Here is a 21,823-nt window from a genome sequence, read left to right as displayed (position 1 = left end):
CATATGAGTACACAATTGAGCACCCCGGTAAGCCGCCAGACTGTTGAGTCACTATCACAAAACAAGCAGGAGCCTGCATGGCTGACCGAGCTTAGAGCGGAAGCGGCTGACCAGTCGGAAACACTGGAGTGGCCAAAGCCGGAGAAAGTTCGTATCGACCGCTGGAATTTGGGCGCGCTTGGGGTTTACAAGGCACAGAAGCAAGCTTCTCTGGCTGAACTGCCGGAAGAGGTTCAGGCAATCGTTCCAGAGGATGCATCAGGGAATCTTCTCGTGCAGCGGAACTCTGGAGCGGTATATCGTCAGCTGTCGGATGAACTGACGGCAAAAGGCGTAATATTCACAGATCTGGAAACAGCTGCGCGCGACCATGCGGACCTGGTTCAGCAGTATCTGTTCACAGCTATTCCGAAGGATGAGGACAAGCTGACGGCTACCCATGCCGCACTCTGGAACGGGGGCGTATTCATCTACGTGCCTAAGAATATTGAAGTGGAAATCCCGCTGCAGGCCATCCTGTTCCAGGATGATGCGGAAGCATCCTTTGCACCGCATATTCTGCTTGTTGCTGACCAATTCAGCAAGGTGACCTATGTCGACTATGTGGTCAGCGGAGCGGAAGGCAAGTCGGCCCCGGCTGTCCATCACAGTGCAGCTGAGGTGATTGTTAAGGCTGGGGCGAAAGTCACGTTTGCTACGGTTCATCATCTTGCCGACAATGTGATTGACCTGTCGCTTCGCCGTGCGGTCGTAGATAATGATGCCAGCATTGAATGGATCATCGGCGATCTGCACGACGGCAACCTGCTGTCAGATACGAAATCCGTGCTGAACGGCAATGGTTCGACTTCCGATGCGAAGGTTATATCCATCGGTACCCACTCGCAAAATATGAGCATCACTACACAAGCGGTTCACTGGGGCCGCAGCTCGGACAGCCAGATGGTAACCCGGGCGGTTATGCGTGATCAGGCGTCTGCAATTATTAACGGAATCACCAAGATTGAGAAAGGCGCTACCAAGGCAAACGGCGAGCAGACCGAACGTGTTCTCATGCTTAGTCCGAAGGCCCGTGGTGATGCCAATCCGATACTGCTGATTGACGAGGATGATGTGACAGCGGGCCATGCTGCAAGTGTCGGGCAGGTCAATGCGGAACAGATTTACTACCTGATGTCCCGGGGCATCTCGAGAGCCGAAGCGGAGCGCCTCATTATCTACGGCTTCCTTGCACCGGTTGTATCGGATATTCCGCTGGAGGCTGTGCGCAATCAGCTTAACCGTCTGATCGAAGGGAAATTGGGATCATGAATGTGCTCGAGCTCCGCAAGCTGTTCCCGATTCTCCATCAGGAGATCAACGGTCATCCACTCGTCTATCTGGACAATGCGGCGACTTCCCAGAAGCCGGAGTCGGTCATCAGTGCGGTGAAAGCCTATTACGAGCGTAATAATGCTAACGTTCACCGCGGGGTTCACACGCTGGGCTCGCGCGCTACCGATGCTTATGAAGGAGCCAGGGAGAAGGTTGCCCGCTTCTTGAACGCATCGGAATCAAACGAGATTGTCTTCACACGCGGCACAACGACAGCACTAAATCTGGTTGCTTCGTCTTACGCACGCTCAGTCTGCGGGGAAGGTGACGAGATTGTTCTGACCCCAATGGAGCATCATAGTAATCTAATTCCTTGGCAGCAGGTCGCGAAGGCGACCGGCGCCGTCTTGAAATATATTCCGCTGCAGGCTGACGGTACGATCGCCATGGCTGATGTGGAGCGGACTATTACGGACCGCACGAAGGTTGTGTCCGTCATGCAGGTATCGAACGTGCTGGGTGTCATTAATCCGGTGAAGGAGATCGCGGCAGTCGCCCATCGCCATGGTGCTGTCATGGTCGTGGACGGAGCCCAGTCGGCTCCGCACATGAAGGTTGATGTGAGGGATCTAGATTGTGATTTCTTCGCCTTCTCCGGCCACAAAATGTGCGGACCAACCGGTATTGGTGCTCTGTATGCCCGCAAGTCACTGCTGGAGCGGATGGAACCCATCGAATTTGGCGGCGAAATGATTGATCATGTTGATTTGTATGAGTCGACTTGGAAGGAAGCTCCCTGGAAATTCGAAGGCGGAACGCCTATAATTGCAGGAGCGGCAGGTTTGGCTGCTGCGATTGATTTTTTGACCGAAGTAGGGCTGGATGAAATCGACCGCCATGAGTCTAAGCTTGCAGCTTATGCATATGACAGGCTTTCCGAGATGGAAGGCATTACAATCTACGGTCCCCGTGAGGGCCGTGTAGGCCTTGTTACTTTTAATCTTGCGGATGTGCATCCTCATGATGTCGCAACGGTTCTGGATACGGAAGGGATTGCCGTTCGGGCCGGACACCACTGCTGCCAGCCGCTGATGAGGCAGCTGGAAGTTTCCGCGACGGCTCGCGCAAGCTTTTATCTCTATAACACCGAAGACGAAGTGGAGCGGCTGGTGTCCGCATTACAACGTACAAAGGAGTTCTTCGGACATGCAATTGGATGATCTGTACCGCCGTGTCATAATGGATCACTATAAGAACCCGCGTAACCGTGGTACGATGGAAGCGGAATCGGTTACGATTCAGCTGAATAATCCGACCTGCGGAGACCGTATTTCCCTGCAGCTGCAGGTGGAAGACGGAATCGTCCGGGAGGCCCGGTTCACCGGAGAAGGTTGCTCGATCAGCATGTCCTCCGCCTCCATGATGACCGAAGCAGTCAAAGGCAGAACCAAGGAAGAGGCACTCGGCATGGCGGATAAGTTCTCGTCGCTGATGAAGGGTGATGACGTAGAGTTTGAGGAATATGAAGACCTGGAAGCACTGTCGGGCGTGAACAAGTTTCCGGCACGGATCAAATGTGCCACGCTCGCTTGGAACGCGCTGCGCAAAGGGGTCGAGTCCTGATCCTGGAGAAGCCGCAGCTATAGCGGGACAGTGCTTCACACTAAGGAGGTAATTTGTAATGGCCAAGAAAGCCCCGGAACTCGAAGAGTACAAATATGGTTTCCGTGATGAGCATAAGTCCGTTTTCCAATCAGGCAAAGGTCTTACACCGGAGATTGTAAAGACAATTTCCCAAATGAAGAATGAACCCGAATGGATGCTTGATTTCAGGCTGAAATCGCTGGAGCAGTTCAACAAGATGGAGATGCCTCGCTGGGGCGGCGACCTGGATGAGCTGGATTTCAATGATATTCAGTATTATGTTAAGCCTTCCGAGAAGCAGGGTAAGACGTGGGAGGAAGTACCGACCGAGATCAAGGAAACCTTCGACAAGCTGGGTATCCCTGAAGCGGAACAGAAGTTCCTTGCCGGTGTTTCTGCGCAGTATGAATCCGAGGTTGTTTACCACAGCATGCAGGAGGATTTGGAGAAGCAGGGTGTTATTTTCATGGATACCGACACTGCACTGCGTGAGCATCCGGAAATTTTCCGCGAGCACTTCGGTACCGTTATACCGCCAAATGACAACAAGTTTGCTGCATTGAACAGCGCAGTTTGGTCCGGAGGCAGCTTCATCTATGTGCCAAAGGGTGTAAAATGCGAGGTTCCTCTGCAGGCGTATTTCCGGATTAACTCCGAAAACATGGGCCAGTTCGAGCGTACGCTGATCATCGCAGATGAAGACAGCTTCGTGCATTACGTAGAGGGCTGTACTGCGCCGATCTACAGTACCAACTCACTGCACAGTGCGGTAGTGGAAATTATCGTAAAGAAGAACGCACGCGTTCGCTATACGACGATTCAGAACTGGGCGCCGAACATCTATAACCTTGTTACCAAGCGTGCTGTTGCGGATGAGAATGCAACGATGGAATGGGTGGATGGCAACATCGGCTCGAAGCTGACGATGAAATATCCGGCTGTCGTGCTCCGCGGCCGTGGCGCCAAGGGGATGGTTCTCTCCATCGCTGTTGCCGGCAAAGGCCAGCATCAGGACGCTGGTGCTAAGATGATCCACCTGGCACCTGATACGACATCTACGATTGTATCCAAGTCGATCAGTAAGCATGGCGGTAAAGTGTCCTACCGTGGTCTTGCATCGTTCGGACGCAACTCTGACGGCGCCAAGGCAAACATCAAGTGTGATACCCTGATCCTGGATAATCAGTCCACGTCGGATACGATTCCTTATAACGAGATCATGAATGACAATATTACACTTGAGCATGAAGCGACCGTTTCCAAGGTATCCGAGGACCAGCTGTTCTACCTGATGAGCCGCGGACTGACCGAGGACGAAGCGACGCAAATGATCGTAATGGGCTTCATTGAGCCGTTCACGAAAGAACTTCCAATGGAGTATGCCGTAGAGATGAACCGTCTCATCAAGTTCGAGATGGAAGGCAGTATCGGTTAATAAACAGTTCAGCATATGTGCCTGCAGGACCTTACACCAATCGTGGGGTCCTGTAGGTTCTTTTTTATAATATCTTAACCTCTATCTACAATTTTTCTCTTACTTCGACATAAAAGATATAGTATATATCTGATGTATATAAATTCCATATTAGGATTTTGATGTAAGATGAAATTTCGAAAATGGATTGTTGGAACTCTGGATTTATCAATTCTGATGGCAGCATTCTCACCACTATCGGCTTTCGCAGCGTCTTCTGCTCCAATGCCTCAATATTACATGAGAAAAACAAGGAGTTAGACCAAGGTGCTGGAATTATTGAAGCGCAAGGGGTAAAAGTGAAGGCTGTGGAAGTAGCTATTAAAGCACTCGAAAAGGTTATCGACAATCCAGTTACACGATGGGCTCTTGAAGCAGTGTTTGATGAAGATACAGTTGCAGCAGTATTAAAGCAGAATAAGAAGATTTTTTCTGTGCTTGATGAGTATCTTTATGCAGTAGATCTTACAACTAGAGAGATTGCTGCAGGAGCAAAGGATGCAATCATAAGAGAGTTAAGAGGTGTAGTTGGCAAAGAGACAGCTCAATCAATTGGACAAGTTGTAGAGTGGCTTATCTATTACGGAAGCAAGATTTTACTCTAATTATTTTCAACGAGGGGAACTATGCAGATGGATGACTTCAAAGTAGAGAGACTCGAAAAACGAATTGAAGTGCTTTCGGAGTGGAAGTCAAGAATGCTGGAACTGTACGGAGAAGAATTATCGCCTTTCGATAAATGGTGTTTGGAGAACGAGTTAAGCAGAGAAGATCAGCATTTTATAACAAATCTTAGTCTACTGTTCTCTATTCATTTACACCCTGAACCGGACAATTCCGAAGTTCGGAATATCCTTCATAACACGAAGGCCTACTTCAATGTGGATCATATCGAACTGACCTTTGAAGAATTTGATCGTTTTATCAAAGAATATCAACGAAAAGAAAAACCTATCTTTTATTGGGACACACGTGAGCTGCTAGAGAAATTAGCGCAGAGCAATAGAAGTGTCCAATTAAAAGAATGGCTGATTGGTCAGTAAACAGCTATACTTTCCAAATGTCCCGCCAGCAGGCGGGATTCTTTTAGTGAGCAGGGATGATTATATGCTGTGCATCTGCATAGTTCTGCACCCGCTAATCCATCCTAAAGAAGGTAACGGAACCTTCACGGGAGGATGAATAGCGCATGGTATCGACAAGGTATAGAATTGCAGCCATTGTTCTGGCTGCCAGTTTGACGGCTGCAAGTGTAACGGGTTGTGCAGCCGGAGGAGGCAACCAGAAGGCCCAGCAGACTGGCGGCGGTGGCGGGCAGAAGCAGCAGTCCGCAGGAGGACAGAAGCAGCAGTCGGCAGGAACGCAGAAGAAGCAGCAGGCAAGTGATAACAAGCATCACGGGGGCAGTACGCAGGATACGCCGCAGCAGACTGGCATGATTGAACAGAAGGTTGCCGGCAGCAACGAAGCTTTGATGCTGGAGAATGGCCAAGCCGTCGTAGAGCTCGAGAAGATCGAGGGCACTCTCTATGCGGATGCGGCTAAATTGGCGGGCTTAATCGGTTTCCAGGCCGTCATGGAGAAGGATAAAAATAATACCGAGCTGTGGATCGGTGACCATGATCCTGTACTTAAACTGCGTGCCCAATCGGCAATCGTTGTGCAAGAGGGCCGGGAAATCCAATTAAACAGTCCCGTTGTGAAGCGGGAGGATAGAATGCTGATCCCGGCTGATTCGCTCAAGCAGCTGTTTAACAAGGAAGCCGTGTTCACCATGGACAATGAACGTGTGGCGATCTTCCCGCAGCCGCTGCCTGCAGATCCTGGGGCAGATCAAGGTTTTGCGGATGATCCAGCTGACCCGGCAAAGAAGCCGGGCGCTCAGCAGGAGGCGGGCTTGCCGGCAATGAGTGATGCGGAGCCATCGGCTCAAGGCATTGGAGTATATGGCGATGATGCCATGCCGGCTATGAAGAATGCGGTCGCCGTTGTGGATGAAGCCAGGAAGCATCTGGGCGTTCCTTATAAATTCGGGGCTGGCCCATTCGCACGGACCAAGCGTTTTGACTGTTCGTCTTATGTACAGTATGTTTACAAGAAGGCGGGCTACACGCTGCCCCGGACGGCAAGAGAACAGGCGAAACTGGGCACGAATGTCTCCCGAAACCAGCTGCGAGTAGGGGATCTGTTGTATTTTTATGTGCCGGGCAGATTCAAGAGTAATAAAACCGTTGGCCATGTCGGTATCTATATGGGCGCTCAGAAGATGATCCACTCCAGCCCGATGCCTAAGGACGGTGTTCAAGTCACGGATATCAATAAGAAGTACTGGAAGGACACCTATCTTTACTCCAAACGTCTTCCCTAAGGGAACATCATTATAAAAACAAGGGATGTTGATCTGGCGGCCATGTGGCTCGCTCGTGATCAACATCCCTTGTGTGTTTTCTTGCATCGTATCTATTAGAGCTGAATATCTTTGATTCCTTTATCGGGCTTGCGGGATATATCGATAAATTCCTCGCCAACCTGAATCAGCGGACGGAAGAAATCGCTTGGATTGGTCATTACGATCGTGCCGGTTTCCCCGGTTTCAAGCTCGACCTTCTTCCCGATAAAGTTAGGAATCATATTCTTGATGAATGTCTGGGTAATGATGGGGTCCAGCTTGTGAAAGCTGAGCTCGTACAGTTCGTTGAGGACATGCAGCAAGTCCTGCTTCTCCTGGTAGACACGAGACGAAATCATTGCACTGTAGATATCGGCGATAGCTACAATTCTCGCGGCGGGAATAATCTCTTCACCCTTCAAGCCATGTGGATAGCCGCTACCGTCAAAACGCTCGTGATGCTGAAGGGCAACCAGCGCATACATCTCGTCTTCAAGGGATTCCCGCAAAATTTCTTCTCCATGAAGCGTGTGCTGTTTAACGGTCTCGAACTCTTCCTCTGTAAGCTTGCCAGGCTTATTGAGGATTTGATAATCGATCCGGCATTTGCCGATATCATGCAGGAAGCCGGCCTTACCGACCTGCTGAGCCTCTTCCTCACTGTAGCCCATCCATCCGGCAATGTAGTAGGAGATCATGCCGACCTGTACAGAATGCTGGCAGGTATAATCGTCTTTGTCGTTTAAGGCGACCAGCAGGGATACAACATCCTTCTCTGTACGACAGCCTTCGACGAGGGGAGTGAATGTACGATCCACATCCTCGGACTGAACCTTGCCTTCTGCCATTGCGTTCACGAACAGTTCACTAATTCCCTGCAGCGCATCTTCGAATACCGGGAGCAGCTTGTCTGCCCCATGATGATTGGAGTTCTGCGATGAATCCGGTAAGCCAGGCTCTATTCGCTCTTCGATGTCCACATAATCAATCTGGTGCTGCAATAGTCTGGAAATTTCCCGATCATTAAGTACCGTTCCCTGAGATAACACGTTCAACCCGAAGTTATTGAATACGTCCTGGGCCAGCTTGTCTCCCGGTTGTAGATCCATGATGTGTGCGCGCATTATCCACCTCTGGAAGTATAGGTTTTTAGCCTCATATTATCAGGTATTTTCTATCCTTACAATAGTTGGTATAATAGAAATGTGTCTAAATCATGACATTATAAGTCTTTTGAATGATAAAATGTTTCAAGGAGCCATAATCCGGGTATATAGGCGCCTTGCTTGATCTGGGTCATTGGTCCCTTGGATCAGTGCCCTTCCATCCGGAAAGAGGACAAGTGACTGATCATTCGGAAGCAGCAGCTTCAGGAGATAGGGGTTGCGTTCCACGGTTCCAGCAGCCTGCAGCCGGCTGGCCAACTCGTCTAGATTAAGCCGCATGGGAACTGCGGGCGTGAGCTGAACGCTGCTGCGGCCGCAGAGCGCTTCCACGGCTGGATGAGCCTCATCCGGTTCTAGGAATTCATAATGGTGCAGGCCGCAGCACGGACAATCTGCACGCTTGGAGTCAGAGATCTTAAGCTGTGTCATCCCGGTGTCCCAGATATCAAACTGGATCAGGCTGCCGTGCAGCTTGTCGCTTCTGCCGGACAGAAGCTTGAATGCCTCTGCTGTCTGAAGGCTGGCAGCCATATCGATGGCAGGCGACAAGACACCGGCGGTCTCGCATGTATCTGTCGTTCCGGGGGCCGGTGCCGCAGGGAACAAGCAGCGGTAACAGGGAGTACTGCCAGGGCGGATGGCCATCATCATGCCGCCGGACCCGACAGCTCCCCCGTAAATCCAGGGTATGCCATGCTTGACCGAATAGTCATTGATCAGGTAACGGGTGCTAAAGTTGTCGGTGCCGTCGAGAATCAGGTCAACGCCCTTCAGAAGCTCTTCAGCATTGGCTGGTGTTAAATCCTCAACCATGGCATCCACTTGAATGGAGCTGTTGGCTGCCTTCAGCCGTCTGGCGGCAGCCTGTGCCTTGGGCATGACTGCGTACACATCATCTTCATCATAAAGAATCTGTCTTTGCAGATTGCTCGCTTCTACAATATCCCGGTCAATCAGACGGAGGTAACCGGCACCTCCTCTGGCAAGGTGCTGGGCAATCACACAGCCGAGCGCCCCCATGCCGACTACAGCGACCTTGGATGCCGTAATAAGAGATTGCCCGTCCACGGCGAGGGGCTTGAACCGGATTTGCCGGGCATAACGGACTTCATCGGGTATCCTGTGGTTCATCATGATGTCCTCCTGCTTCATTGTATCAGGTTGACGGCGCCGTCGGATCCCAGGGTCCCTGCTGATGACCCTTCCATTCGGAGCCGTCCTCCCAGATTTCCTTCTTCCAGATGGGAACAATCTGCTTCAGGCGGTCGATTGCATAGCGGCTTGCTTCATAGCAGGCATTCCGGTGCGGGGAGGAAACGGCAATGACTACGCTTGCCTCCCCGATTTCCACAATACCAAGCCGGTGGGCAATCGCAGTCAGTGTGCCGGGCCAGCGAGCATTGATCTCCTCTCCGATTTGGCGCATGGTCTTTAGTGCCATGGGCGCATAAGCTTCATAAGACAGGTGCACGGTTTGCTGCTCACCGGTCCATTCCCGTGTAGTGCCGATAAATACAAGTGATGCCCCGTGGTTCGGCGACATGACATAAGAGGCTGTCTGCTCTGCATTCAGGGGCAGCTCGGTCAGACTGAACCGCTCATCGGGCATAGCCGTACTGCCAGCCATAATTTCTGTATCCTCGCCGCCTGAGACCGGCGGAAGCAGGGCAATCTCATCCGTGTGGTTCAGGATTGCGTCATCTGGTGCGTACTGCTGGTTACATGCGGCAAAAGAGACGCGCAGCAGTTCCTCGTGCTCAGGGTATATATGTATGAGGAGTGCTTTAAGCCTGCTGGCGGTAAGGGAAGAGGCCTCGTTCTCTATCGTCAGTGACTGGGTACCGATTCGCTCAGCCAGGCCGGCGAACAATTGGATGTTCCATTGTTTTTTCATGGCAGATTACCTCACATATTTGCTGGTTTCAATGGGATAAGCATATCATATTTTATGGTTTAATGTTAAACTAGGAGGAAGACAGAAAGGGGTGCGGACGATGACATCACAGTTAAAGGACCGCTTCGGACGCGTGCACAACTACCTGCGTATTTCCGTAACAGACCGCTGCAACTTAAGGTGTATGTACTGCATGCCCGAAGAAGGTGTACCATTCGCCGAACCTTCCAGCCTGCTGACATATGACGAGATAGAGTCTGTCGTCAAGACCGCTGCTTCCATGGGAATTACCAAGCTTAGAATCACGGGCGGGGAGCCCTTGGTCAGACCAGGGTTAGATTCACTTATCAGCCGCCTTGCTGCGATTCCGGGCATTCATGATATTGCACTTACAACGAATGGGATGCTGCTTGCGGCACAAGCTGAGGCGCTTAAGCAAGCAGGCCTGACCCGTGTGAATATCAGCCTGGACACTCTCGATCCAGCCCGGTTTCGGTTAATTGCCCGCAGAGGCGATCTTAAGCGGGTGTTTGAAGGAATTGAGGCGGCAGGGCGAGTCGGATTCGATCCTATTAAGCTAAACTGCGTACTGCTTAAAGGGGTTAACGAGGATGAGATCCCGGCTTTTCTGAAGCTGGCCTATGAACAGCCGCTTCATGTCCGGTTCATTGAATATATGCCGATCGGCCATGCCGATGACAACTGGCGGAAGCACTACCTTCCCTTGTCAGCTGTATTGGAGAAGGCGCGTGCAGAGGGTTTTGATATGGAGCGGAGAGAGGATGTCAGGGGCAACGGCCCGTCGGAGGACTGGCAGCTTACTGGAGGCAAGGGCTCGTTCGGATTAATTCATCCGGTCAGCGATCAGTTCTGCTCCCGCTGCAACCGTCTGCGGCTGACTGCTGACGGCCATCTGCAGCCATGCCTCTACTGGATGGATGAGCTTAACGTACGGCCTGCTGCCGGAGACGAGCAAGCTCTGCGCAAGCTGTTCTTGAAGGCCTTGGACCTAAAGCCCGAGAACCATGAAATGGCCGCCAAGCTTGCTGACCAGGCGCAAAGCCATAACCCTACGGAAAGAAGAATGTCTCAGATTGGCGGATGACTTCCGCAAGAACAGATTTTCAGAGGACAAGGAAAGGCAAAGGAGACGTGAGAGGATGCATCCCCGTAGTATTAGGATTGAACATTTTGGCCAAGATGCTGTTACTGCTACAGCGGAAGCGATGGCAATTGATGCGGGGAGAACCTTTCCTGCAGCTGACAGGGTTCCGGAAGCGGCGGGGGATGCCTTCGACTGGCTTGACTGGTATAGGGCCTGGGCGGCCAAGCAAGGCCTTGATCGCGAAGGAAGCCCTGAACCAACCCACCTGCAGGTAGAGGCGGCGGATTCCTTCGAGGCGGTTATCCCCTGGTCACAGCTGAGGCGGGCGGCGGTTGTTTATGCCGTCAACGGGCAGGATCTGGGCGCATCTGGTCCGCTCCGCCTGTATGTTCCAGACGGTATAAGCGCCTGTCTGAATGTCAAGCGTGTAACGGTATTCAGGATCGGCTATGCGGACGGAATACAGCCCGAAGCTTCTTACGGGTTCAAAAGCCAATTTACGCCCGGGGATTTGATGAGCTCGCTGCGCAAAGCTTGACTCGCTGCCGAGGCGCTTAGCGTGTAATGGGTAACAGATATTTAAAGACAACTCGCAGGAGGCATGTATGGAGATAGCAAACACACCTGCCCGCGTCCTGCTGCTTCACAGCAACGATCTTCACAGCCGCCTGGAACAGGCTGCGAAAATGTCGGCTTACATAACGGAGGCACGGCGCTCTTATGGTGAAGACCTGCTGGTGCTGGATATTGGGGATCATATGGACCGTATGCGGCTGGAGACCGAGGGCAGTGACGGACTCGTTAATATCGCTCTCTTAAATGAAGCCGGTTATGATGCGGTAACACTCGGCAACAATGAAGGGCTGACCTACTCTCATCATGTTCTGGACCGGGCCTATGGTGAGGAAGCGAGGTTTCAGGTTCTTTGTGCCAATCTAATAGAAGCAGCAACCGGGCAGCCGCCGGAATGGATGCAGGCTCATACTATCATCGACAAAGGCGGCTTGCGATTTGGGATAATCGGCTTGACAGCGGCCTTCTCTATGTTCTACGACATGCTGGGGTGGTCTGTCCTTGATCCGGTCGCATGCTGCGCAGAACAGGTGGAGCTGCTCCGTCCAAAAGTTGACTGCATTATTGTGCTTTCTCACCTCGGCTTAAGCTTTGACAAGCGGATGGCCGAGGAAATTGAGGGGATCGACCTTATTCTTGGCGGACATACCCACCATTTGCTGGAGGAGCCGCTCAGGCTGAAAGAGACGACGATCTGTGCGGCGGGCAGGTATGGTGAATATCTTGGGCGGGTTGAGATTACAGGTCAAGCGAATGGCGGTAAGGTGACAATAGAGGCGGAATGTGTGCCTATGGCGGCGTTTCACGAGGACCCGGAGGCCGCAGCGATCATAAGCGGCTATCGGGAAACGGGCATCCGGCGAATGAGCCGGGTGATCGCAAGCCTGGAGGCTGCTGTGCCCGCTTATGCCGAGCGGGAATCGCCGCTTGGCAATATGCTTGCCGCTGCCCTTCGCCGCTGGACTGAGGCCGAGATCGGGATTGTTAACGCAGGGCAGCTGCTGGGCGGCCTTGCCAAGGGCGATGTAACGGAAGCGCAGCTTCATGCGCTGTGCCCGTCGCCCATCAACCCCTGCCGGATGCAGTTGACCGGCAGCCAGATCCGTCAAGCGTTAGAAGAATCGCTGCTTGACGAGAATATTCATAAGCCGATCTTTGGATTCGGCTTTCGGGGTCTGATTCTAGGGACGCTTGCTGTGGATGGTCTTACCGTCCATTATGACCCTGAGGCGCCGCCAATGCATCGAATCCGCCGTATACTGGCTTCGGACGGGCCGCTTCAGGACAGCCGCTGCTACTCAGTTGGTACCATCTCCATGTTCTCATTCGGGATCGGGTACCATACGCTTCAGGACAACAAGCAGCCCCGCTTCTATTTGCCGGAGTTTCTTCGTGATCTGCTCGCTGGTGAACTCCGTGATCCGGATGCAATTACGGAGTCCAACAGAGAACGCTGGGTAATGGTTTAATCTGTAGAAAATAAAACTACAGGTTAAACCCTTTTTTTATATAATTCTACGACATACTTCGACCTTTTTCTGTCATTTTATAGCGAAAATGCATTGCGGTCTATGGCAAAATGTCATACAGTTAATTATAGAATGCAATTAACCGATGTATATAGTGAAGGCAGACAACCGGGGCGTACCGGTCAATATAATTCTCCTGGTCATTAATGCGTGCAGAAGCGGAAACGGAGTCGACACGAATGCGATTAATACCTATAACGATGTGCAGGCCCGGTATGAAGCTCGCACAGCGGATTTTTGCCGAGGATGGTCAAATCCTGCTAACCGAGCAAAAAGAGCTGACCGACAGACTGATTCGAAGGCTGGGTCAATGCGGAATCAGTTATGTGTACATACAGGATGGGGCCACCGATGATATTGAAGTCCCTCAGCTGATTACGGATGAGACTAGAATAAGGGCGCTGGGAGAGCTGCGGAGCGCGTTTCGGACTATGGCTAATACGCCTGGCAGAAAAGGTGTTACCTATCCCTATGTGGCCAAACAGTTCAAAGGCATCATGACATCAATCTTGGATGAGATAGCGGACCGTGAGGACGCGATGATCATGCTGCATAATATGGGCACGGTGGACCATTACCTGTATCAGCACTCTCTTAATGTATGTATCTACACAACCTTGCTTGGGATATCGGCAGGATACACGAAGGATGAGCTAATGGTGCTTGGTCTTGGTGCTTTGCTTCATGATGTGGGCAAAATCTATATTCCGCAGCCGCTTCTCGCTAAGCCGGGGTCATTAACCAAGCAGGAATACGCCGCTATCCAGCGGCACACGGAGCAAGGCTTCCAGCTGTTGAAGGATGAGCCAAACCTGCCTCTGCTTGTGGCTCATTGCGCGCTGCAGCATCATGAGAGACTGGATGGAAGCGGATATCCCCGCGGCATAAGAGGCGATGAAATCCATGACTATGCCAAGTGGATCGGGGTTGTTGATTCTTACGATGCCATGACTTCTTCACGTGTATACCGCAGCGCTATGCTGCCGCATCAAGCAATAGAATCGTTATTTGCCGGAACTGGTACGCTCTATGAGCAGCACATGATTCAAGTGTTTCGGGATAAGGTGGCGATTTACCCAATCGGCTTGACAGTAAAACTAAGCACGGGAGAAGAAGGGGTAGTTGTGGATATCAATGCAGCCTACGCCCATCGTCCTGTTATACGCGTACTGTTCAATGAAGCGGGAGATTTGCTGCGGGAGCCTTATGAAATTGATTTGTCGAAGCATCTATCGATTATGATTACAGCAATACCAGGTGAGGATATCGGCCCGGATAGCGCGGCCGGTTAGCCAGAGACCGCCCGTTCAGCCACTGAACCGGTGGTCTCTTTGTCTGCTGCATTTGCCAAGGCAGTACCAGGGACATTACAATAGATGAATATATGAGTGCAAGTGATAACGAAATGGAATTAGGTGTTTATACATGAGTGGTTTACAGATGAACAAGCATATGAATCATATGGAGGACAGGGATATTCAACCCCCGGGCAGTTATCCGCTCTCTCCCGGATGGGACCCTTGGGACCCGATCCGGTCTTTGGAGAAGCATGGAAAGCACGTGCTGACCAGCGTGGAAATGACGGTTTCCAACCTTTGTAACATGCGGTGTGAGCATTGTGCGGTAGGTGATACACTGACGTTCCGCGAGCCGGACAAAATCCCGCTGTCCCTTATGCTTAGCCGGCTGGATGAGGTCGAACACCTAGAGACGATCAGCATTACCGGAGGGGAGCCTTCATTCACGGAACGGACAGTTGATGATTATATCATTCCGCTGCTCCGCTATGCTAAAGAACGCGGAGTCAGATCTCAGATAAATTCGAATCTTACGCTCGATTACGGACGCTATGAGCGTCTTGCCCCCTACTTGGATGTTATGCATATTTCCTACAATTATCTGTCGGCAGATGACTTCCACCGTATTGGCTTCGGCAAGTCTCCTCATCCTGTGCCGAAAGAGACGGCTTATAAGCTCTATGAGCGTATGATAGACAATGCCCGGCGCCTGAGCGCGGGCGGCATGCTCGTTTCCGCCGAATCCATGATCAATTACAGAACCCACCTGGATATCGTGGAGATCCACCGGCAGATCATTGAGATGGGCTGCCGCCGGCATGAGGTGCATCCGATGTACCCGAGCTCCTTTGCCGTAGATTTGCCTATGCTGTCCAGGGATGAAATGGCAGCGGCTGTTGAACGGCTGCTGGATGCGCGTGATCCGAGTATCTGGATGCTGTTTGGCACCCTGCCTTTCTTCCGCTGCAGTGTGGATGAGCGGGAGCGGGGGCTCGTTAAGCGGCTTTCGGAGGAGCACGGGGTAACGGTTCGTAACGACCCGGATGGCCGCAACCGCTTGAATGTGAATTTATTTACGGGTGATGTGTTTGTGACCGACTTTGCCGATGTTCCGTCCTTTGGCAGCGTCAAGTCGGATAAGCTGGATGACTTGTTCAGCCGCTGGCTGCAAGGACCGCTCGCTGCAAGCGTGAACTGCCACTGTCCGGCTGCGGGCTGCTGCGGGCCCAATTTACTCGTGAAGGATATGTATTACCAGGAAGAAAATTTCCTTCTGAGAAGTGCTGTTCTCGAATAGGATAGGGACGGGAAGTATTGGAGCTGCCCGGGAGACGGGCGGAATTCAGAGGAGATGGCGAGGTTTTATGACAATCCGTACACTGGTTACAATGGGACTCGGTCTTGTGCTTTTGTATCTGTTTTTTACCGTTGGGGCTCCTTTCCTGCTTGCGTTAATTGTAGCCATATTCATGGAGCCGCTGACCATGTTTTTCATCCGCAAGCTGCGGATGAACCGCGTGGCTGCAGCTACGGTATCCAGCAGTATTTTTACCCTGGGACTGCTCGGATTGATGGCATTGCTTGGCGCCAAAATTCTAGCAGAGCTCATTGCCTTCTGGGACAAAGCGCCAGCTTATGTACAGGAGGCCAATATCTTCCTTCAGCGGACAATACAGGACGCCAAGGACTTGTATGACACGCTGCCGCCGGAGACGGCTGTGCAGCTTGAGAATTGGACAGTAACCCTGACGAATTCATTGAATGGTTTGATTTCACGAATCTCGAGCATTTTCTTGAATTTTGCAGCTGGCATCCCCGGCATGTTCATCTTCTTCATCGTGTTCCTGGTGGCGGTGTATATGTTCAGCATGAGTCTGAACACGATGAAAGCACAGGTTCTGTCCCTCTTTGACGAAGATTCACGAGACAAGGTGGATAACGTGCTGCAGAACCTGCGCAGATCGATATTTGGTTTTTTGCGGTCCCAGATTATTCTTAGCGCGATGACCTATGCGATCACGCTGGTCGGATTCCTGTTCCTCGGTGTGAAATATCCGCTTGCGGTTGCGCTGCTTGTCGTGATCGTCGATATTTTGCCCATTCTCGGAACCGGATCTGTGCTTGTTCCCTGGGCATCCTACCTGATGCTTACTGGCGATATGTTCACGGGTGTGGGCCTGCTAATTCTGTTCCTTGTCATTACGGTATTCCGCAGAGTTGTAGAGCCTAAGGTACTTGGCGATTCGGTCGGGATCGGTGCCTTGTCGGCCCTTGTCAGCCTGTATGTCGGCTTTAAGCTGGTAGGGGTTATCGGCGTTTTCCTTGGACCGATCGTTGTGATTGTTTATATGGCGGCCCGCAAGGCAGGCTTGTTCCAGCGCAAAATTTCCCTATAATAGAGTAGATGACTCAGTTAGATTGGGCGCATAGAACATGGAGGGAGAGTGCAAGAGATGGCTGACCGGCAATTATCTTTTCCGGAAGCAGTAATATTTGATATGGATGGCACGCTCTTCCAGACGGAGACGCTGCTTACGGTCGTTCACGACCGCTTGTTCCAGCAGCTTCGCGAGGAAGGGCTGTATACGAAGGAGACACCGCCGGTTGAGGCTCTTCTATCTTGTCTGGGGATGCTTCTTAAGGATATCTGGTTCCGTGTTATTCCGGACGGCACACCGGAGGTTCATCAGCGGGCCGATGAACTGATGCTTGAGCTAGAACTTGAGGAAATCGCGGCTAGCCGGGGCAACCTGTACCCGTATGTGCCTGAAACGCTGAAGGCTCTCAAGGACAAAGGCATCAAGCTGTTCGTAGCAAGCAACGGACTTCAGGACTATGTCGAGGCGATTGCACTGCACCGCACAATAGACAAGCTGTTCGACGGCCTTTATACAGCAGGGGGAAGAAGTACAGCAACCAAGGTAGAGCTGGTAAGAATACTTCTAGAAGAGCATGGCATCAAGAGCGCCTGGATGGTTGGGGACCGTTCGTCGGATGTCGAGGCAGGCAAAGGCAATGGGCTGGAGGTAATCGGCTGCGGTTACGCTGCATTCGGCAAGCCGGATGAGCTCGAAGGCTCGGATGTCATCATTACAGATTTCCGTGAGCTGCTGGATCTGCTCCCTAAGCAAGGCTAAGCAGGACTAAGCAGGACAATAAAGCTGCTTCAACTCAACATACATTACATTTGAAGGCTCCAGGCTATATTAGCCCTGGGCCTTCGTTGTTTTTCAAAATTGATTGGTGCCCCGTACGGGAGCCCTGTAGCGGCCGGGTTCTTGGCCGGCGTTTGCTCGTGCGGGATTTCAGCCCCTTCGAACGGGAACGCTGGCTGTATACCCACAGGGCATATTCCAGTGGGCGTACGATTGCTTTATAGTAGGTTTCCTCTTCGCCAATTCTTGCGAATACTTCACGGGCCGGCTTGGGATTAACCTCCAGCAGCCAGATTTGGCCGCTGCGGTCGATGGCTATATCAAGAGCCAGCTCACATAGGCCGCCATACGCCTGCTCTAGGAAACGGGCAACACCCAGGCCAAATGCATCAGCATGCTGCTTGATCCGAGCCACATGGGCTTCGTTGCCAATCCACTGCCTCAGCAGGTCATCCATCCGCTCCGCTCTGCCGCCGCCATGAAGATTCGAGGTTACACTTCCCGCTGCACCGACCCGGCCGGCACAGCCGGTTACCTCCCATACGCCATTCCCATTCTTCTGAACGAGCATACGGTAATCGTGAACACGTCCGTTATCCAGCTTTAGCTGAATCCCCTGCTGAACCAGGTATTTCCTCTCCTTCAGATTCCACGAGGATAATCTTCCGAGAAGAGCCTGGGGCAGAACGCGCTGCGGGCGAATGATCCGGCGGGATAAGTCCCTGCCTTGGATGAGCAGCCTGCCTTTGTCCTTTTGAATCCGCAGGATTCCGCGGCCTCCTGTTCCGTTAAAGGGCTTAAGGTACAGAAGAGGGTATTTATCCAGCATCTCCTTTAAATCCCGGGAGGAGTGATACATCCTCGTTTCAGGGAGGTGGGGACGAAAGCGGCTGTCCTGCGACAGTGTCCGATAGACGGTCCACTTATTGCGCATAGGCCGGTTTAAGAACAGGTGATTGGCGTATTTCGCCCGGAAATACTTAAGCCTTTCAAAGCGCTTGCTCTTCTGTATCCGGCATCGGTCAAAGATAATTTGAGGGAATGTGGTCCACTTGCGTGACCAGTGCCTCGTTTCCGGGTCGTAAATAAGGGCATGGATTCTGTCCTGCTTATAATTCACATCTTCGGGTGTAAATACGAATACGTCCATACCCAGTCTTCTGGCAGCGGATGTCATGCGCTGGTAGACCGGGCGCTCTTCTAATACCCGTTTTTCATTCAAATATAGGGTAAGGATGCCAAGGACGGGATTAGCCATCCGTCACCTCCTCCTTCTGATACGGGGCTTGATTCCCGCACCTGCGGAGGAATGCCCCTCAAAGCACAGGGTTGGTTTGCCTGTGGCGCCCGTCACCACGTGGACAGCAGCCATTCCCGCTCGAAGACAGGCTGAAATGCTGGCCATATTGTCGGCGGCAACATGGCAGCTCAGCCCGCCTAGTTTACTGCGGAGTGAGCCAAGAAGCAGCGTCGCAATCCCCTGGCGACGGGAATCGGGATGCACAATTACCAGACACGCATCCTTTCCTCCATTAATTGCGGCTGCCAGGCCAAGCAGCCGTCCCCCCTCACGGACAACCGCGACAGCCGTTCTGCTGCTGTAGGGATGAGCGAGCTCAGCGGGGTCAATCCGGCCAAACAGCTTCAAGCTGTCTGCCGTTATTCTTTTGTCACCATGCTTTAGGGCGAATGCCAGCAGCCGTTTGCGGTGCATGATCCAGTTCATTGGTGTAATCCACTGAACCTCCATTACGCTCCACCTGCCCGTTTTGTTTTTTTGGTCAACAGATATTGGCTGTATTGAAAGAGACGCTCGAGCGACTTCTTACGGATATGGGGCTCATCGAATTTCATTGGCTTGGAGTTGGCCTCAAAAAACCAGATGCTGCCATGCTTATCTACGCCAAGATCCATCGACATCTCGCCAAGGGAATGGCCCGAGCCGCGTTCGATCTGCCTGGCAATCAGGATAGCTGCGCTCTTGACCTTGATCATGACCTTCCTGGCCTGCTCCTGGCCGAACGAATACTGGAGCAGCCTGTCGGGGTCTTCAATACTGCCGCCGCGCGGTACATGGGTTGTAATGCTGGAGCTTCCGGCCATTCGTGCGCCAATGCCTGTTACATCCCACTGTCCGCGTTGATTTTTCTGTACCAGAACCCGCAGATCAAACTGCCGGTCCTGATGCTTGAGCAGCTCAATTCCCTGTTGAGCGATATAGGCTTCACCGCTGCTTTCCTTGCGGATTTTGGCCCACAGCTTGGAGATAGTGGCGCAATTGTAATTAAGGCTTCGCCGTTTCTCCTGCATGCGCAGCCGGTATGGCATTTGCTTCTCAGGCTGCAGCCGGATCGCCATAATCCCCTTGCCGGCTTTGCCGCTAACCGGCTTAAGATACAGGAATAGATGCCGCTTCAAGAGCAGTCGTAGACTGTTCTGTGTAACGAGCTTGCGTGTTGCCGGTATATAAGGCCTTGTGGATTTGGACATGTTCAGCCATTCGAAGAGACTCCACTTATTGAAGAAAGCGGGATTGAAGATCCGGATGGTCGGATGCTTCAGCAGCGCATTGATTTTCCGCTTAACATGGGGCTGAAGCTCATCCTCCCGCATGGGTACCCGGTTGTAGACTATATCGGGAAGCGGGAATAAACCTTTCTGCCAGGACTGGGATTCTTCAATAAAAGTAAACCCGGTAACCTTGCTCTTAAGCAGCTTTAAGTGCTTGACAGTCACGACATATACGGTGAATCCATGCTCATGACCAGCCCGCAAAATATCAGCGAAGTTGCTGCGATTCCCGCGAAACAGCTGCAGCTCGTCGTCTACTGTCAGTATGGCAAGGACCGGACGTTTGGGCTGGCTCCGGTTATTCTCCAGAATCGGGTGCTCCACTTATGCATCCCTCCTCCTGAAGCGGCTGAGATACAAGCAGTGCTCCAGTATATATTCCATCGAAGCCCGGCCCTGAGATTTGAGCGCGGGATGCTTGAAGATGGAACGACCCGGCTTGGCATTGGCTTCAAACATCCAAATCTCTCCGTCCTTGTCAATTCCGATATCAAGTCCGAGCTCGCCTAGTGTATGCGGGTAGTTACGCTCAATTGCCTCTGAGAGCCGGACTGCAGAACGTTTAGCCTGCTCCAGCACTTCACCGGCCTTATCGCCGAAGGTTCGGTTCAGCGCCTGTTCTGGTGTCAGCAGTGAGCCGCCATTCTTAATATGAGTTGTAACACTGCCGCGGCCAGCCTTCTTTGCTCCTATACCCGCAGCAACCCACTCGTTGCGTCCATTCTTGTGCATGTGAAAGCGGAAATCGAGCGGACACCCGTCAATTTCCACTAGGCGGATGCCCTGCTGGATAATGTATCGGCTGAGTCCGCTGCCGTGTCTGGCCCGGAACATACGCATCAGGCTGCTGAATTTGGAGAAACGCAGCAGTACATTGTTAGGGCCCTTACGGTAGCGGACAAAATAGCCGCGCTTAGGGTGGTAGGTGAGTCTGTAGATGCCTGCGCCAAGACTGCCAGCTGTTGGTTTATAATAGACGAACTGGTGCTTCTCGAGCATTTCCTTGATTTTCTCTGGGGTAGGGTTGATGACGGATTCGGGCAGATGGCGCGAGGCCTCCAGATCCCCGTCGAGCAGCTTATAAACATCTGATTTATTGAAGAAGCTCCAGTTGAAGAACGGAATTTTCTTGCGTACGAAGCGTTCCCGCAGTCCTGCAATGGAGGACGTCGTCTCGGCCTTGCGGCTTGGCAGCCGGTTATAGACAACATCTGGGAGCGGGACCGTTCGTCGAACCCAGCTGCCGGTAGGGGACAGGAAATAGCCGTATACCGTTTCGTTCTGCCAGTTAATATCGCGGGGCGTGAAGGCGAAGAAATAGGCCTTGTTCTGCCCGATCTTCAGCAGTTGTTTAATATAGCCCGTTCTAGTCCCGAAAGGAAGGATTCCTGAGCGGGTGTTAGAATCGGTCAGTACACCGATCAGGGGGCCGATCTGAATCTCGTCATCTGCTGAATTATGGATATAGATGCCTCCCGATTTTGGGATGCGCATTAGACTTTTCAGACCTGCAGAGACATACATATGCTTGCCCTGCCGCTTGAGCGGCCGGATAGCTGCGGTAGCGACCTCTTTGCCAAATTTCACTTGAACCCGTTTCTTGCCGGTCAGCTTGAACTGTTTTAGCAGCGTATTGGAGAGATATAGGATGCGATCGGGCTGTTGGGAGAAACGGACATTACAATAAGTCAGACTCATGAATGAACCTCCT

21 protein-coding genes are annotated in these 21,823 nt (G+C 52.1%); 14 read left to right on the top strand and 7 right to left on the bottom strand.

The genetic code is table 11. The features are described from left to right. Positions 1-3: 3 nt before the first annotated feature. From sufD to DNH61_RS17805, 7 genes are all read left to right on the top strand, one after another. Entirely contained in the window at positions 4-1,311 is a 1,308-nt protein-coding gene (gene sufD / locus DNH61_RS17835; RefSeq protein WP_111148315.1) for a Fe-S cluster assembly protein SufD, read from the top strand. Continuing rightward, entirely contained in the window at positions 1,308-2,534 is a 1,227-nt protein-coding gene (locus DNH61_RS17830) for a cysteine desulfurase (protein WP_111148045.1), read from the top strand. Before sufD ends, DNH61_RS17830 begins: the two co-directional genes overlap by 4 nt. Then, positions 2,521-2,937, top strand: coding sequence for a Fe-S cluster assembly sulfur transfer protein SufU (sufU, locus tag DNH61_RS17825; protein ID WP_111148044.1), 417 nt, complete (start codon positions 2,521-2,523; stop codon positions 2,935-2,937). Before DNH61_RS17830 ends, sufU begins: the two co-directional genes overlap by 14 nt. A gap of 58 nt (positions 2,938-2,995) precedes the next feature. Beyond that, complete coding sequence (gene sufB, locus DNH61_RS17820) at positions 2,996-4,393, top strand: Fe-S cluster assembly protein SufB (protein ID WP_111148043.1); 1,398 nt, start codon at positions 2,996-2,998, stop codon at positions 4,391-4,393. Between the two features lie 182 nt (positions 4,394-4,575). Next, positions 4,576-5,037, top strand: coding sequence for a hypothetical protein (locus DNH61_RS17815; protein ID WP_111148042.1), 462 nt, complete (start codon positions 4,576-4,578; stop codon positions 5,035-5,037). A gap of 27 nt (positions 5,038-5,064) precedes the next feature. Next, the gene (locus DNH61_RS17810) at positions 5,065-5,475 is read left to right on the top strand and encodes a hypothetical protein (protein WP_111148041.1); all 411 of its coding nucleotides are present in this window, start codon (positions 5,065-5,067) and stop codon (positions 5,473-5,475) included. Between the two features lie 146 nt (positions 5,476-5,621). After that, positions 5,622-6,800: a C40 family peptidase gene (locus DNH61_RS17805; RefSeq protein WP_111148040.1), complete on the top strand. Its 1,179-nt coding sequence runs from the start codon at positions 5,622-5,624 to the stop codon at positions 6,798-6,800. Between the two features lie 95 nt (positions 6,801-6,895). Here DNH61_RS17805 and DNH61_RS17800 read toward each other — a convergent pair whose 3' ends face one another. From DNH61_RS17800 to DNH61_RS17790, 3 genes are all read right to left on the bottom strand, one after another. Then, positions 6,896-7,945 carry an HD-GYP domain-containing protein gene (locus tag DNH61_RS17800; RefSeq protein WP_111148039.1) on the bottom strand — a complete coding sequence of 350 codons (1,050 nt, stop codon included), beginning with the start codon at positions 7,943-7,945 and terminating at the stop codon, positions 6,896-6,898. Positions 7,946-8,071: 126 nt separating this feature from the next. Beyond that, positions 8,072-9,121, bottom strand: coding sequence for a ThiF family adenylyltransferase (locus DNH61_RS17795; RefSeq protein WP_181438767.1), 1,050 nt, complete (start codon positions 9,119-9,121; stop codon positions 8,072-8,074). A 22-nt stretch (positions 9,122-9,143) separates the two neighbouring features. After that, on the bottom strand, positions 9,144-9,881 hold the full coding sequence (locus DNH61_RS17790; RefSeq protein ID WP_111148037.1) for a molybdenum cofactor biosynthesis protein: 738 nt from the start codon (positions 9,879-9,881) through the stop codon (positions 9,144-9,146). Positions 9,882-9,981: 100 nt separating this feature from the next. Between DNH61_RS17790 and moaA the strand changes: the two genes are divergently transcribed. From moaA to DNH61_RS17755, 7 genes are all read left to right on the top strand, one after another. Continuing rightward, positions 9,982-10,986, top strand: coding sequence for a GTP 3',8-cyclase MoaA (moaA, locus tag DNH61_RS17785; protein ID WP_111148036.1), 1,005 nt, complete (start codon positions 9,982-9,984; stop codon positions 10,984-10,986). Between the two features lie 55 nt (positions 10,987-11,041). Continuing rightward, positions 11,042-11,524, top strand: coding sequence for a hypothetical protein (locus DNH61_RS17780; RefSeq protein ID WP_111148035.1), 483 nt, complete (start codon positions 11,042-11,044; stop codon positions 11,522-11,524). Positions 11,525-11,591: 67 nt separating this feature from the next. Continuing rightward, positions 11,592-13,028, top strand: a complete 1,437-nt coding sequence (locus DNH61_RS17775) for a bifunctional metallophosphatase/5'-nucleotidase (protein WP_111148034.1) — start codon at positions 11,592-11,594, stop codon at positions 13,026-13,028. Between the two features lie 239 nt (positions 13,029-13,267). After that, a complete protein-coding gene (locus tag DNH61_RS17770; protein ID WP_111148033.1) occupies positions 13,268-14,380 on the top strand; it encodes an HD-GYP domain-containing protein in 1,113 nt (370 codons plus the stop codon). Positions 14,381-14,540: 160 nt separating this feature from the next. After that, positions 14,541-15,683 carry a radical SAM/CxCxxxxC motif protein YfkAB gene (gene yfkAB, locus DNH61_RS17765; protein WP_425452276.1) on the top strand — a complete coding sequence of 381 codons (1,143 nt, stop codon included), beginning with the start codon at positions 14,541-14,543 and terminating at the stop codon, positions 15,681-15,683. Positions 15,684-15,750: 67 nt separating this feature from the next. Next, positions 15,751-16,782 (top strand): sporulation integral membrane protein YtvI, encoded by a 1,032-nt coding sequence (gene ytvI, locus DNH61_RS17760; RefSeq protein WP_111148031.1) that lies wholly within the window; start codon positions 15,751-15,753, stop codon positions 16,780-16,782. 57 nt (positions 16,783-16,839) lie between these two features. Further along, positions 16,840-17,523: an HAD-IB family phosphatase gene (locus DNH61_RS17755; protein ID WP_111148030.1), complete on the top strand. Its 684-nt coding sequence runs from the start codon at positions 16,840-16,842 to the stop codon at positions 17,521-17,523. A gap of 64 nt (positions 17,524-17,587) precedes the next feature. Here DNH61_RS17755 and DNH61_RS17750 read toward each other — a convergent pair whose 3' ends face one another. Genes DNH61_RS17750 through DNH61_RS17735 form a run of 4 tightly spaced genes read right to left on the bottom strand, consistent with a single transcriptional unit; the run spans position 17,588 to position 21,810 of the window. Next, positions 17,588-18,799 carry a YheC/YheD family endospore coat-associated protein gene (locus tag DNH61_RS17750; RefSeq protein WP_111148029.1) on the bottom strand — a complete coding sequence of 404 codons (1,212 nt, stop codon included), beginning with the start codon at positions 18,797-18,799 and terminating at the stop codon, positions 17,588-17,590. A 3-nt stretch (positions 18,800-18,802) separates the two neighbouring features. Then, positions 18,803-19,291 carry a GNAT family N-acetyltransferase gene (locus tag DNH61_RS17745; RefSeq protein WP_111148028.1) on the bottom strand — a complete coding sequence of 163 codons (489 nt, stop codon included), beginning with the start codon at positions 19,289-19,291 and terminating at the stop codon, positions 18,803-18,805. Beyond that, positions 19,291-20,436 carry a YheC/YheD family endospore coat-associated protein gene (locus tag DNH61_RS17740; RefSeq protein ID WP_111148027.1) on the bottom strand — a complete coding sequence of 382 codons (1,146 nt, stop codon included), beginning with the start codon at positions 20,434-20,436 and terminating at the stop codon, positions 19,291-19,293. The genes DNH61_RS17745 and DNH61_RS17740 overlap by 1 nt, the downstream gene beginning before the upstream one ends. Continuing rightward, positions 20,437-21,810 carry a YheC/YheD family endospore coat-associated protein gene (locus tag DNH61_RS17735; RefSeq protein WP_111148026.1) on the bottom strand — a complete coding sequence of 458 codons (1,374 nt, stop codon included), beginning with the start codon at positions 21,808-21,810 and terminating at the stop codon, positions 20,437-20,439. Between the last annotated feature and the right edge of the window lie 13 nt (positions 21,811-21,823).

The sequence above is a fragment of the Paenibacillus sambharensis genome (genome assembly GCF_003233845.1).
In the GTDB taxonomy this organism is placed as follows: Bacteria; Bacillota; Bacilli; order Paenibacillales; family Paenibacillaceae; genus Paenibacillus_I; species Paenibacillus_I sambharensis.
Note: the sequence above shows the minus strand (reverse complement) of the source record. Positions and strands in the feature narration are given on the sequence as shown.